The following is a 14,662-nucleotide window of genomic DNA, read 5'->3' as shown; positions in this document are numbered from 1 at the left end:
TGCCATTTTCAGCAGCAGATTAACAAATAACTTAATCCTCTTTACCTGACGCACCCATATTCAAGGCATCGGTTAGCGCCTGTTCAGCGACTTCTGCACTCATGGATGGTTCTGCTACCTCAGTAACAACTTTCTGGCGCTGACGCATACGGTTCTGGTGGTAAGCAAAACCAGTACCCGCAGGGATCAGACGACCAACGATGACGTTTTCTTTCAAACCGCGAAGCTGATCGATTTTGCCACCGACAGCTGCTTCAGTCAGAACACGCGTGGTTTCCTGGAATGAAGCTGCCGAGATAAAGGAATCGGTCGATAGTGATGCTTTGGTGATACCCAACAATACACGCTCGTACTGTGCAGGGATCTTGCCATCAGCTTCCAACAGACGGTTGGAAATATTCACTCGAGCCAGTTCCACTTGTTCACCTTCTAAGAACTCGCTGTCACCAGGGTTTGCGATCACACACTTACGCAGCATCTGGCGAATGATATTCTCGATGTGCTTATCGTTAATCTTAACCCCTTGCAGGCGATAAACCTCCTGCACTTCATTCACAATATAGTTCGCCACATGGTGGATACCACGTAAACGAAGAATATCGTGTGGTGACTCTGGGCCTTCCGAAATAACCTCGCCTTTTTCAATACGCTCACCTTCGAACACATTGATTTGACGCCATTTCGGGATCATCTCTTCGTGTGCATCACCTTGTTCTGGTGTGATCACTAAGCGACGTTTGCCTTTGGTTTCTTTACCGAAGCTGATAACCCCTGAGATTTCAGCCAAAATAGCTGGATCTTTTGGTTTACGCGCTTCGAATAAGTCAGCAACCCGTGGCAGACCACCGGTGATATCGCGAGTCTTCGAGCTTTCTTGCGGAATACGAGCCAACACATCGCCCGGCTGAGCGGTGGCACCATCGCGAATTTCGATGGTAGTAAAGCTTGGCAAACGAATTTCTTGCAAGCCGCCATCGTCAGTTGCCAGGATAAGTTTTGGCTCTTTGGCGTTGGCTTTAGCCAGATCTTTCACCACAGTACGGGTCAGACCAGTCAACTCGTCTTGCTGAATTTCAGTATTGGTGTCATCAACATCGCTGAAGTTCACTTTGGCGCTACGTTCAACAATGATTGGGTGGGAATGCGGATCCCAGTTCGCTACGATCTGGCCAGATTCGATTTTGCTGTTGTCATCTACAGTCAGAATCGAACCATAAGGCAGTTTGTAACGCTCTTTCTCACGACCCAACTCATCAAATACCGTTACTTCAGCAGAACGCGAGGTAATGACAATTTTGTCATTGGCATTGCGCACGAACTTGGCGTTGTGCAGCTTCAAGGTACCAGCATTTTTCACTTGCACACTGCTTTCTGCAGAGGCCCGTGATGCCGCACCACCAATGTGGAAGGTACGCATGGTTAACTGGGTACCCGGCTCACCGATAGACTGTGCAGCAACAACACCAACCGCTTCACCCTGGTTGATCAAATGACCACGTGCTAAGTCACGACCATAACACTTGGCACAAACACCAAAGTCAGTATTACAGGTAATTACAGAACGTACATGGACTTCATCAATGGAGTGCTGTTCCAGCACATCACACAAGCCTTCATCCAACATGGTGCCATCAGCAATCAGAACTTCATTGCTGGCAGGATCAACCACATCACCCAGTACAACCCGGCCAAGGACTCGCTCGCGCAAGCCTTCAACCACGTCGCCACCTTCGATAAGCGGTTTCATCCAAATCCCTTCAGTGGTACCACAGTCATCTTCGGTTACAACCAAATCCTGAGCCACATCAACCAGACGGCGAGTCAGATAACCTGAGTTCGCGGTTTTCAATGCTGTATCGGCCAAACCTTTACGCGCACCGTGGGTCGAGATGAAGTACTGCAATACGCTCAAACCTTCACGGAAGTTCGCTGTGATTGGCGTTTCAATGATGGAGCCATCTGGTTTTGCCATCAGGCCACGCATCGCAGATAACTGACGGATCTGAGCTGGTGAACCCCGAGCGCCTGAGTCGGCCATCATATAGACGGAGTTAAAGGACTGCTGTTCGGTCTCATTGCCATCGCGATCGATGACTTTCTCTTTCGATAAGTTATCCATCATCGCTTTGGACAAGGTTTCGTTGGCAGTAGACCAAATATCGATAACCTTGTTGTACTTTTCACCGCCAGTGACCAAACCTTGTTGGAATTGGTCCTGAATTTCAGCAACTTCGGCTTCAGCTGCATCGATGATGTCTTTCTTGGCATCTGGGATGACCATGTCATCAATACCAACCGAGACACCAGATAGCATGGCGTAATGGAAACCGGTATACATGATTTGGTCAGCCAGGATAACGGTATCTTTCAGACCGATCTTACGGTAAGCGCCATTCAATAATTTTGAAATTTGCTTTTTACCCATTGCCTGATTGACGGATGCAAACTCCAGCCCTACTGGCAAAATGGAGTACAAGATGGCACGACCAACCGTAGTATCAACCACAGCGGTATGCTCTGTCTTGGTGCCTTCTTCATCGGCCAGCAGTTCAGTAATACGCACTTTGACCCGGGCATGCAAAGCCGCATGTCCACCACGATAGGCTTTTTCGGCTTCTTTCGGGCTCTTGAACATCATGCCTTCGCCTTTGGCGTTTACGGCATCACGTGTCATGTAGTACAGACCCAATACAACGTCCTGTGAAGGTACGATGATAGGCTCGCCATTAGCAGGTGACAGTACGTTGTTGGTTGACATCATCAAGGCACGAGCTTCGAGCTGTGCTTCCAGCGTCAAAGGAACGTGTACAGCCATTTGGTCACCATCGAAGTCGGCGTTATAGGCCGCACAGACCAATGGGTGCAATTGAATAGCTTTACCTTCGATCAGGACCGGCTCAAACGCCTGGATACCCAATCTGTGTAGTGTTGGTGCACGGTTCAACAGTACCGGATGCTCACGAATGACTTCGTCCAGCACGTCCCAGACTGCACCTTCTTCGCGCTCAACCATTTTCTTAGCAGCTTTGATGGTAGTAGCTAAACCACGACCTTCCAATTTGCCATAGATAAACGGCTTGAACAGCTCAAGCGCCATTTTTTTCGGTAAACCACACTGATGCAAGCGCAGTGTTGGACCTACGGTAATCACCGAACGGCCTGAGTAATCGACCCGCTTACCAAGTAAGTTTTGACGGAAACGACCTTGCTTACCTTTAATCATATCGGCCAAAGATTTCAATGGACGTTTGTTGGTGCCAGTAATGGCCCGGCCACGACGACCGTTGTCCAACAAGGCATCCACAGACTCCTGCAACATACGCTTTTCGTTACGTACGATAATATCAGGTGCAGATAAGTCGAGCAGACGCTTCAGACGGTTGTTACGGTTGATCACACGACGGTATAGATCGTTTAGATCCGAGGTCGCGAAACGACCACCATCCAATGGTACTAAAGGACGTAAATCTGGTGGTAACACCGGCAGTACGGTCATGATCATCCACTCTGGCTTGTTACCAGAGGTATGGAAGGCTTCCATCAACTTCAAACGCTTGCTGATTTTCTTGCGCTTGGTTTCTGAATTGATGGTAGGCAGCTCTTCACGCATCATTTTGATTTCGTTTGGCAAATCAAGATCGCGCAGCAAATCTAATACCGCTTCTGCACCCATCTTTGCTTCAAACTCATCGCCGTGCTCTTCCAGCACGTCCAGATACTCTTCTTCAGTCAGCATCTGACGACGCTCTAAAGAAGTCATACCTGGCTCAGTCACCACGTAAGATTCAAAATACAGCACACGCTCAATATCACGTAACGTCATATCCAGCAACAAACCGATGCGGCTTGGCAGAGACTTCAAGAACCAAATATGTGCAACCGGGCTTGCCAGCTCGATATGGCCCATGCGCTCACGGCGTACCTTGGTCAGAGTGACTTCAACGCCACACTTTTCACAGATCACACCACGGTGCTTTAAGCGTTTGTACTTACCGCACAAACACTCGTAATCTTTTACCGGCCCAAAAATACGGGCACAAAACAAGCCGTCACGCTCAGGCTTAAAGGTCCGGTAGTTGATGGTTTCAGGCTTTTTCACCTCACCGAATGACCATGAACGGATCATGTCGGGCGATGATAAACCGATTTTAATCACATCAAACTCTTCGGTCTTCGTTTGTTGTTTCAGAAACTTTAATAAGTCTTTCACCTTAGCTCTCCTGTAAGAGGGTAAACCGATGGAGCCCTGAATCGCCGGGCCCCATCACGTACTGGAACGTGGGGTTTATTCCTCTTCCAATTCGATATTAATACCGAGCGAACGGATTTCTTTCATCAGTACGTTGAACGACTCTGGCATGCCAGGCTCCATCCGGTGATCGCCATCTACGATGTTTTTATACATCTTAGTACGACCATTGACGTCATCTGATTTCACCGTCAGCATTTCCTGCAGCGTATAAGCTGCACCATATGCTTCCAGTGCCCAGACTTCCATCTCACCGAATCGTTGTCCACCGAACTGTGCCTTACCACCCAGCGGTTGCTGAGTAACCAGGCTGTAAGAACCAGTAGAACGAGCATGCATCTTGTCATCAACCAAGTGGTTCAATTTCAACATGTACATATAGCCGACGGTTACTTTACGTTCAAAAGCATTACCGGTTCGGCCATCGAACAGTTCAATCTGACCACTGGAAGGCAAGTCAGCCAGTTCCAGTAACTCTTTAATTTCACTTTCTTTAGCACCATCAAATACTGGAGTTGCGATCGGGAGCCCCTTACGCAAATTACCGGCAAGACGCAGCACTTCATCATCAGTGAAGGTGGTGATATCGACCACCTGACGCGACTCCCCTAAACTGTATACACGGTTTAAGAAATCACGCAATTCGCTGAGCTTACGCTGCTCTTTCAGCATGGTATCGATTTTTTCACCAATACCACGTGCCGCCAGACCTAAGTGGGTTTCCAGTACCTGACCAATGTTCATCCGCGACGGTACACCCAATGGGTTCAGTACGATATCAACCGGACGTCCATGCTCATCGTACGGCATGTCTTCTACAGGCACGATGGTGGAAATAACACCTTTGTTACCGTGACGACCAGCCATCTTATCACCAGGCTGGATACGACGTTTCACCGCCAAATACACTTTAACAATCTTCAGAACACCAGGCGCTAAATCATCGCCCTGGATAATTTTGCGACGCTTCACTTCGAACTTTTTATCGTACTCGGTACGAATTTCTTCGTACTGAGCCGCCAATTGCTCCAGATCGCTTTGTTTCTGATCGTCAGCAACGCTCTGATTAAACAGATCATCACCTTTAAGTGTATTCAACTTGGTACGGTCTAGCCCAGAGGCTTCCAGCAAGTTGCGGGCACGGTCGAAAATGCCTTGCTCAAGGATACGGAATTCTTCATTCAGATCTTTCTTAGCCTGACGGATTTCCATGTCTTCGATTTCACGCGCACGTTGATCTTTCTCAACACCATCACGGGTGAATACTTGAACATCAATCACGGTACCGTTGACAGAGTTAGGTACACGCAGTGAGGTATCTTTCACGTCAGACGCTTTCTCACCGAAGATGGCACGAAGCAGTTTTTCTTCCGGCGTCAGCTGGCTTTCACCTTTCGGCGTTACCTTACCAACCAGAATGTCACCACTCTTCACTTCAGCACCGATATAGACGATACCGGCTTCATCCAGTTTCGATAGCGCAGATTCACCAACGTTCGGGATATCAGCGGTGATCTCTTCCGGGCCAAGTTTGGTATCACGAGAGATGCAGCTCAGCTCTTGAATGTGAATGGTGGTTAGGCGATCTTCTTGCACCAAACGCTCGGATAGCAAGATGGAATCTTCGAAGTTATAACCATTCCATGGCATAAATGCCACGCGCAAGTTTTGCCCCAGAGCCAATTCACCTAAATCGGTAGAAGGACCATCTGCCAACACATCGCCACGCTCAACCGGCTCACCACTGTCAACACAAGGGCGCTGATTGATACAGGTATTTTGGTTTGAACGGGTGTACTTGGTCAGGTTGTAGATATCGATACCCGCTTCACCAGCGACCATCTCTTCTTCATGCACCTTAACCACGATACGGCTGGCATCAACATAGTCAATAGTTCCACCACGTTTTGCCACCACAGTAACACCAGAATCTTTGGCAACCACACGCTCAACACCAGTACCAACCAATGGCTTATCAGCACGTAAGGTCGGTACCGCTTGACGTTGCATGTTCGAGCCCATCAAAGCACGGTTAGCATCATCGTGTTCTAAGAATGGGATCAAAGCTGCAGCAACGGAAACGATTTGCTGAGGCGCGACGTCCATGTATTGCACCTGATCAGCTGGCATCAAGGTGAATTCATTTTTATGGCGGCATGGTACCAGTTCTTCGGTCAGGCGATTTTCGTCACTTAAATCGGCGTTCGCCTGAGCGATGACAAAATTACCTTCTTCGATGGCGGATAAATAATCCACTTCATCGGTCACGATGCCGTCTTCAATACGACGGTAAGGTGTTTCGAGGAAACCATAAGCATTGGTTTGCGCAAACATCGATAATGAGTTGATCAGACCAATGTTTGGACCTTCTGGCGTTTCGATAGGACAAACCCGACCATAATGCGTTGGGTGTACGTCACGGACTTCAAAACCAGCACGCTCACGCGTCAGACCACCCGGGCCTAAAGCAGAAATACGACGCTTGTGGGTTACTTCCGACAGCGGGTTGTTCTGATCCATAAACTGCGACAATTGGCTGGAACCGAAAAACTCTTTCACTGCAGCCGAAATTGGTTTGGCGTTGATCAGATCCTGCGGCATGACTGCATCCAGATCACCAAGCGACAAACGCTCTTTTACTGCACGCTCAACACGGACCAGGCCGACACGGAATTGGTTTTCAGCCATTTCGCCAACGGAACGAATACGACGGTTACCTAAGTGGTCGATGTCATCGACATCGCCTTTACCGTTACGAATGTCAATTAAGACCTTCATGACAGCAAGGATGTCTTCTTTCGACAACACGCCTTCACCGGTATTTTCATCAAAATCAACGCGACGGTTGAACTTCATCCGGCCTACGGTGGATAAATCGTAGCGATCTTCTGAGAAAAACAGATTGGAAAATAAGGTTTCAGCAGCATCGCGCGTTGGTGGCTCACCAGGACGCATCATGCGGTAAATCTCAACCAGCGCTTCAATACGATTTGAGCTTGGGTCGATACGCAGGGTTTCAGAGATGTACGAACCTTGATCCAAGTCATTGATGTACAATGTCTCGAAGCTTTTGTAACCCGCAGTTGCTAACTTCTCAAGCAACTCCAGCGTCAGCTGGGTGTTGGCGTCAGCTATGACTTCACCGCTGTCTTCATCAATGTACGTCTTCGCCAGTACCCGGCCGATCAGATAATCAGCAGGCACTTCCATCAAACTCAGGCCGGTTTTTTCCAGCTGGCGCACGTGACGGGCTGTAATACGACGACCCTGTTCAACAATGACTTCACCATCGTTATCGATGATATCAAAAGCAGCCGTTTCACCACGCAAGCGATTCGGTACCACTTCCATCATGAATTTGCCGTCCTGAATATCAAAACGGGTATTCTCAAAGAAAGTGCTTAAAATGGTGTCGGTATCGAATTCCAGGGCACGTAGCAAAATAGTCGCCGGCAGTTTGCGACGACGGTCGATACGGACGAATAAATTATCTTTGGCATCGAATTCGAAATCAAGCCAGGAACCACGGTACGGGATCACCCGCGCGTTATACAGTACCTTACCTGAGGAGTGAGTTTTACCGCGATCATGGTCAAAAAACACACCAGGACTACGGTGAAGCTGAGAAACAATAACCCGCTCAGTACCATTGATGACAAAGGTACCGTTTTCAGTCATCAGCGGGATTTCACCCATGTAGACTTCTTGTTCCCGGATGTCTTTAATCGTACCTGGCGCTTCTTTGTCGAACAGCACCATCCGTAACTTCACACGCAAAGGCGCAGAGTAAGTCACACCACGGATTTGGCATTCCTTGACATCAAAAACCGGCTCGCCGATGCGGTAGCTGACATACTGCAATTCCGCACTACCTGAGTAGCTTTTGATGGGGAATACAGAGCGAAATGCCGCTTCCAGGCCATAATCACCTTCAGGATCTGGCTCAATAAATTTGTTGAATGACTCGATTTGAATCGACAACAGGTATGGCACATCCAGTACTTCCGGACGTTTGCCGAAGTCCTTACGGATACGTTTCTTCTCAGAATAAGAGTAAGTCATGGGGTTCCTCAGCTTGCTGATTTTTTTCCCAACCATCCTTTTACGGGTGGTTTTTATGGCAATAGCAGGTTGCCATCAGGGGTGGGGAAATCAAAGTCCCACAGCGCAAAAAGGCCGGTGATTATTTAATCACCAGCCCAGCCTGAAAATTCAGGCAGTAAGACGGGTCAAGCCCGAATTACTTGATTTCAACAGATGCACCAGCGGCTTCAAGTTCCGCTTTAAGCGCTTCAGCTTCATCTTTCGAAACGCCTTCTTTGATTGGAGCAGGAGCGCTCTCAACCAAATCTTTCGCTTCTTTCAGGCCTAAACCTGTAGCACCACGTACTGCTTTGATCACAGATACTTTATTGCCACCGATACCAGCCAGAACAACGTTGAACTCAGTTTGTTCTTCAGCAGCACCACCAGCATCACCAGCTACTGCAACAGCAGCGGCAGCAGCAGATACACCGAACTTTTCTTCCATAGCGCTAACCAGCTCTACTACGTCCATTACAGACATTTCAGCGATAGCGTCTAGAATTTGGTCTTTAGTCACAGACATGCTCAAATTCCTACAATTAAACGGCATTTAGCCTAAATTAAACTCTTACCACAAACAACGCAAAATTACGCTGCTTGCTGCTCTTTTTGATCGCGAACCGCGGCAATGGTACGTACCAATTTGCCAGCTGCTGCTTCTTTCATCGTGCTCATCAGACGTGCCAATGCTTCCTCGTACGTAGGTAGCGTTGCTAACACATCCACACTCACCGTTTCACCGTTGAACGCTGCACCTTTCAGCTCAAACAACTTCTCTTCTTTAGCAAAGTCTTTAAAAAGACGCGCTGCTGCACCTGGGTGCTCTGAAGAAAAAGCGATTAATGTTGGGCCTACAAAGGTATCGCTCAAACACTCGAAATCAGTGCCTTGTACTGCACGACGGGCCAAGGTATTGCGCACAACACGCATCCAAACGCCATTAGCACGGGCCAGCTTACGCAGACCAGTGATTTTATCGACAGTGACACCACGAGCATCAGCTACTACGGCAGAAAGAGCACCAGTTGCGGCTTGCTGGACTTCAGCAACAATTGCTTTTTTGTCATCAAGCTTAATCGCCATTGGCTCTTAACTCCTGGTTCTTCCAGACTTTCGTCTGGCTTTCCAACACATCATCGGCGACATGCCGATGCGCGATTTACGGTGAGAGCCAGAAGAGTTTAAATACAATTCTGGGGCTAACACCGTCTGCGTAGGCAAGTCATTAAGCAGTAATTATACTAATTTACTGCACCTACGGTCTTGGACGGAAGCTGGTTTCTTTGCAAGAAATCAACCAGCTTCTACCCTAAAAAACGAGCGCGAGATTATATAATAAAGCTCACACCCTTGTAAAGCATGCTCTAGTGAAACATGCTTTTGTAAAACATTATACCGCAGTCGTTAGTGACGACTGGTTCAATGCGATACCGGCACCCATAGTAGAAGAGATGGTCACTTTCTTAATGAACACACCCTTTGCTACTGAAGGCTTAGCACGTTTCAGTGCGCCTAATAATGCTTCTAAGTTTTCTTGCAACTGCTCAGCGTTAAAATCCACTTTACCAATGGTAGTATGGATAATACCGTTTTTGTCGTTGCGGTAACGAACCTGACCCGCTTTGGCGTTCTTAACAGCTTCGGCAACGTTTGGCGTTACAGTCCCTGTTTTTGGGTTTGGCATCAGGCCACGTGGACCTAAGATTTGACCCAGAGCGCCTACTACGCGCATTGCATCCGGAGACGCAATGACAACGTCGAAGTTCATCTCGCCTTTCTTAACTTGTTCGGCCAGCTCTTCCATACCCACAATATCAGCACCTGCTGCTTTGGCAGCTTCAGCGTTGGCACCCTGAGTGAAAACAGCAACACGAACGTCACGGCCAGTACCATGTGGTAATACGGTAGCGCCACGTACGTTTTGATCAGATTTACGTGCATCGATGCCCAGATTTACAGCAACATCAACGCTTTCAACGAACTTAGCAGTAGCCAGCTCTTTTAGTAACGTGACAGCTTCCTGGAAATCGTATTCACGAGTCACATCTACTTTAGAGCGGATCAGTTTAGCGCGCTTAGATAATTTAGCCATGTCTTATCCCTCCACCACTAGGCCCATTGAACGAGCAGTACCCGCGATAGTACGCGCGGCAGCGTCATGATCTGCAGCTGTCAGATCTGGCTCTTTCAATTTGACGATTTCGTCGATTTGCGCCTGAGTCACTTTACCAACTTTCTTGGTATTAGGTTGACCAGAGCCGCTTTTCAGACCGGCCGCTTTCAACAACAAGAACGATGCTGGTGGCGTTTTGGTTTCGAAGGTAAAAGAACGATCGCTATAGACAGTAATAACGACTGGGATCGGCATGCCTTTTTCGATGCTATCTGTCTTGGCGTTGAAGCCTTTACAGAATTCCATGATATTGACACCGTGCTGACCCAATGCTGGACCAACTGGCGGTGACGGGTTTGCCATACCGGCTTTAACCTGCAATTTAATTAATGCAGTGACTTTCTTTGCCATAGTACACCTCTGCTTAGGGTCTCAGCCTCGTAAATGCGAGGACATTTACTCAAGCGGCTCCCCTTGGTTAAAAAGGCCGCAGATCATAAAGCAATCTGCGGCCGGAATCAATGAATAAAAATTAAGCTTTTTCGACCTGACCAAATTCCAAATCAACTGGTGTAGAGCGACCAAAAATAAGTACCGAGACTTTGACTCGACTCTTTTCGTAATCGACTTCTTCAACCACACCGTTAAAGTCGGCAAATGGACCTTCAGTAACACGCACCACTTCACCCGCTTCAAACAATGTTTTCGGCTTCGGCTTGTCGGCATTATCTTGCAAGCGGTTCAGAATGGTATCGGCTTCTTTTTGAGAAATAGGCGCAGGGCGATCAGAAGTGCCACCAATAAAACCGAGCACACGTGGTACACTTTTAACCAAGTGCCAGCTTTCTTCGCACATTTCCATTTGCACCAGCACATAGCCTGGGAAGAATTTACGCTCTGATTTACGCTTTTGGCCAGCCCGCATCTCTACCACTTCTTCAGTAGGGACCAAGACTTCACCAAATTTGTCTTCCATCTCGTTCAGACGAATATGTTCACGCAACGAGGTTGCAACTTTTTGCTCAAAGCCAGAAAAAGCTTGAACGACGTACCAGCGCATCTTACCCGCCATAGCTTAAACTCCTAAACCGGTGAAGAATGAAACCACACGCAATAAAATAGCGTCGAGCCCCCACAGCATCAGACCGACAATCAAGGTGGCAACCATGACGATAATGGTGGTTTGTGTCGTTTCCTGACGGGTCGGCCAGACGACTTTGCGAACTTCTGTCCGCGCGTCTTTGGCAAAACCAATAAAGGTTTTCCCTTTCGTCGTTTGCGCTGCAACCAAACCAGCAGCTGCAATCAGAGCGACCAACGCAACGGCCCGCTCCAGCGTCGAAAATTCGAACATATAATTGCCCAACACGATCAGGGACAGCAGTACGAAGACGACCAGCCATTTGACGGTATCCAGACTGCTTTTTGGGCTCTCACTCGTTGCACTCATGCGTTCACTCACCTCAGCTTGGCTTGATGGATACAAACCAGTACAGCAGCACGGATCTAGGCTGCAAATAGTTGGCAGGGGCAGAGGGATTCGAACCCCCAACCGTCGGTTTTGGAGACCGCTGTTCTACCAATTGGAACTATGCCCCTACAAAAAACATTGTGCTGACCATGATCAGCATCGCAAATAGCCGCTCATTATACTGCCTCAGGCTCTGATGGCAAGTGTACTGGCGTGCATTCAAACTTATTTCCTACTAGCGACGTAAAAAGGGCTCAATTGAGCCCTTTTTATAGTTGCGTTGTACTGTTAGGCGATGATTTTAGAAACAACACCAGCACCTACGGTACGACCACCCTCACGGATAGCGAAACGCAGACCTTCGTCCATCGCGATTGGAGCAATCAGCTCTACCACGAACTTCAGGTTGTCTCCAGGCATAACCATCTCTACGCCTTCTGGCAATTCTACTGCACCAGTTACGTCCGTTGTACGGAAGTAGAACTGTGGACGGTAACCTTTAAAGAATGGAGTATGACGGCCGCCTTCGTCTTTCGACAACACGTACACTTCACCTTCAAACTTGGTGTGTGGCTTGATTGAACCTGGCTTAGCTAGTACCTGACCACGCTCTACGTCTTCACGCTTAGTACCACGCAACAACGCACCAACGTTCTCACCAGCACGACCTTCGTCAAGCAGCTTACGGAACATTTCAACACCGGTACAAGTCGTCTTGGTCGTATCACGGATACCTACAATCTCAACTTCTTCACCAACTTTGATGATGCCCTGCTCTACACGACCAGTCACTACAGTTCCACGACCAGCAATCGAGAATACGTCTTCGATTGGCATGATGAATGGCTTATCAATCGCGCGCACTGGCTCTGGAATGTAAGTATCCAAAGCGTTGCCCAATTCGATGATTTTCTCTTCCCACTGTGCTTCGCCTTCCAATGCTTTCAGAGCTGAGCCCTGAATCACTGGCAGGTCGTCACCCGGGAAATCGTAATCAGAAAGAAGTTCACGAACTTCCATCTCTACCAGCTCTAACAGCTCTTCGTCATCGACCATGTCACACTTGTTCATGAACACGATGATGAAAGGAACACCAACCTGACGTGATAACAGGATGTGCTCACGTGTTTGTGGCATAGGACCGTCTGTCGCTGCAACAACCAGAATTGCACCATCCATCTGCGCCGCACCGGTGATCATGTTTTTCACGTAATCGGCGTGGCCTGGGCAATCTACGTGCGCGTAGTGGCGTGACGGTGTGTCATATTCTACGTGCGACGTGTTGATGGTGATACCACGGGCTTTTTCTTCCGGGGCTTTGTCGATTTGATCAAATGCAAATGCCTGACCGCCGTAAGTCTTTGCCAACACGTTGGTGATAGCTGCAGTCAGAGTTGTTTTACCGTGGTCAACGTGGCCGATCGTGCCTACGTTTACGTGCGGTTTGTTACGTTCAAATTTAGCCTTGGCCATAATTAAAACCCTTTCTTAAACGGCGGTTCATGCGTTAAATATGATGGAGTTACGAGAGACTAATCAAAAATGGTGCTGATACCCAGAGTCGAACTGGGGACCTCATCCTTACCAAGGATGCGCTCTACCGCCTGAGCTATATCAGCATCTTAAATAGATTGGAGCGGGCAGCGGGAATCGAACCCGCGTCATCAGCTTGGAAGGCTGAGGTAATAGCCATTATACGATGCCCGCTGTCTACTCGTAGCTATGGCTGACGAAATGGTGGAGGGGGAAGGATTCGAACCTTCGAAGGCTGAGCCGGCAGATTTACAGTCTGATCCCTTTGACCACTCGGGAACCCCTCCACTAATGGTGCCGCTTATCCGAGTCGAACGGATGACCTACTGATTACAAGTCAGTTGCTCTACCAACTGAGCTAAAGCGGCACTACGTCAGTGGGTGCGAATTCTAGTAGAATGACCGGACGGGCGCAACAGAAAAAAAAAGAAATTGGTAAATTAATTGATTGAATGGCCAATTCTTAGCCAAATCGTTCAACTTTCGATAAATCGACTAAGGCCATTGAATAATAAATGGGGTTGTACATCGAGCGGATAAGCTTTCAGGTAGCCTTGCAAAAGACCAGCATCACCTCCGGTTAATACCATCTTGCTCATCGGCTTTAACTGCCAGCCCTGCGCAATAGCGCCGAGTACCGACGCCAAACAGCCATTTTGTAAACAAGACACGGTATCATTGCCATGAGCTAAACGCGCTTGATGGGTATCAGCGTTAAACACTTTGGCCGTTTTTTGCACCACACTTTGTTGTTGAAGCTTTAATCCCGGTAAAATCCAACCGCCCTGATGCTGACCGTCGGCTCCGAGCCAATCAATAGTCACGGCAGTACCGGCATCAATCACCACGCAATCAGTGTTCGGGTATAGCCAATTCGAACCCAGCATCGCCAGCCAGCGGTCGACGCCCAATAAATGCGGTTGGCTGTAACAATTACGGATACCAAAACGATATGCCTCACTTTCAATCTGACGCCATGGCTGCTCAGCTAAGGTAAATTGTTTCTTCAGCGCCTGCACCTTGTCCTGACCTGCAACCGCGGCATAATACACAGCTTGCACAGCCGCACTATCCAGCTCATCTTTTTCAACATCAAAAGGAATGAACTGCCCGGCTTGCGCCGCAAGCATCGCTTTGGTACGAGTGTTGCCTATATCTAACAGTAAATACATAACTTGCATGGCCCTTGAATGAACGTGCAGTGACTGTA

At 48.3% G+C, this 14,662-nt stretch carries 10 protein-coding genes and 5 tRNA genes; all 15 read right to left on the bottom strand.

Annotation, left to right across the window (positions count from 1 at the left end; genetic code table 11):
• Window positions 1-31: 31 nt before the first annotated feature.
• Window positions 32-4,210: a DNA-directed RNA polymerase subunit beta' gene (rpoC, locus tag Q3O60_RS15025; RefSeq protein ID WP_305894762.1), complete on the bottom strand. Its 4,179-nt coding sequence runs from the start codon at window positions 4,208-4,210 to the stop codon at window positions 32-34.
• A 75-nt stretch (window positions 4,211-4,285) separates the two neighbouring features.
• Window positions 4,286-8,311 (bottom strand): DNA-directed RNA polymerase subunit beta, encoded by a 4,026-nt coding sequence (rpoB, locus tag Q3O60_RS15020; protein WP_305894761.1) that lies wholly within the window; start codon window positions 8,309-8,311, stop codon window positions 4,286-4,288.
• Window positions 8,312-8,489: 178 nt separating this feature from the next.
• Entirely contained in the window at window positions 8,490-8,858 is a 369-nt protein-coding gene (rplL, locus tag Q3O60_RS15015; protein ID WP_305894760.1) for a 50S ribosomal protein L7/L12, read from the bottom strand.
• A gap of 65 nt (window positions 8,859-8,923) precedes the next feature.
• Window positions 8,924-9,418, bottom strand: a complete 495-nt coding sequence (gene rplJ / locus Q3O60_RS15010) for a 50S ribosomal protein L10 (RefSeq protein WP_305894759.1) — start codon at window positions 9,416-9,418, stop codon at window positions 8,924-8,926.
• 307 nt (window positions 9,419-9,725) lie between these two features.
• The gene (gene rplA / locus Q3O60_RS15005) at window positions 9,726-10,427 is read right to left on the bottom strand and encodes a 50S ribosomal protein L1 (protein WP_305894758.1); all 702 of its coding nucleotides are present in this window, start codon (window positions 10,425-10,427) and stop codon (window positions 9,726-9,728) included.
• Between the two features lie 3 nt (window positions 10,428-10,430).
• Window positions 10,431-10,859: a 50S ribosomal protein L11 gene (rplK, locus tag Q3O60_RS15000; protein WP_305894757.1), complete on the bottom strand. Its 429-nt coding sequence runs from the start codon at window positions 10,857-10,859 to the stop codon at window positions 10,431-10,433.
• A 121-nt stretch (window positions 10,860-10,980) separates the two neighbouring features.
• Window positions 10,981-11,520: a transcription termination/antitermination protein NusG gene (gene nusG, locus Q3O60_RS14995; RefSeq protein ID WP_305894756.1), complete on the bottom strand. Its 540-nt coding sequence runs from the start codon at window positions 11,518-11,520 to the stop codon at window positions 10,981-10,983.
• A gap of 3 nt (window positions 11,521-11,523) precedes the next feature.
• The gene (gene secE / locus Q3O60_RS14990) at window positions 11,524-11,898 is read right to left on the bottom strand and encodes a preprotein translocase subunit SecE (protein WP_305894755.1); all 375 of its coding nucleotides are present in this window, start codon (window positions 11,896-11,898) and stop codon (window positions 11,524-11,526) included.
• Between the two features lie 72 nt (window positions 11,899-11,970).
• Window positions 11,971-12,047 (bottom strand) — tRNA-Trp (locus tag Q3O60_RS14985).
• Window positions 12,048-12,207: 160 nt separating this feature from the next.
• Complete coding sequence (gene tuf, locus Q3O60_RS14980; RefSeq protein WP_305894754.1) at window positions 12,208-13,392, bottom strand: elongation factor Tu; 1,185 nt, start codon at window positions 13,390-13,392, stop codon at window positions 12,208-12,210.
• A 70-nt stretch (window positions 13,393-13,462) separates the two neighbouring features.
• Window positions 13,463-13,538 (bottom strand) — tRNA-Thr (locus Q3O60_RS14975).
• 13 nt (window positions 13,539-13,551) lie between these two features.
• Window positions 13,552-13,626: transfer RNA gene (locus Q3O60_RS14970), tRNA-Gly, on the bottom strand.
• Window positions 13,627-13,654: 28 nt separating this feature from the next.
• Window positions 13,655-13,739, bottom strand: a tRNA-Tyr gene (locus tag Q3O60_RS14965).
• A gap of 5 nt (window positions 13,740-13,744) precedes the next feature.
• A tRNA-Thr gene (locus Q3O60_RS14960) sits at window positions 13,745-13,820 on the bottom strand.
• A 108-nt stretch (window positions 13,821-13,928) separates the two neighbouring features.
• Window positions 13,929-14,624 (bottom strand): type III pantothenate kinase, encoded by a 696-nt coding sequence (locus Q3O60_RS14955; protein WP_305894753.1) that lies wholly within the window; start codon window positions 14,622-14,624, stop codon window positions 13,929-13,931.
• Window positions 14,625-14,662: the final 38 nt, after the last annotated feature.

The organism is Alkalimonas collagenimarina (assembly GCF_030717845.1).
GTDB lineage: Bacteria > Pseudomonadota > Gammaproteobacteria > Enterobacterales > Alteromonadaceae > Alkalimonas > Alkalimonas collagenimarina.
This window is presented reverse-complemented; position numbering and strand designations above follow the sequence as displayed.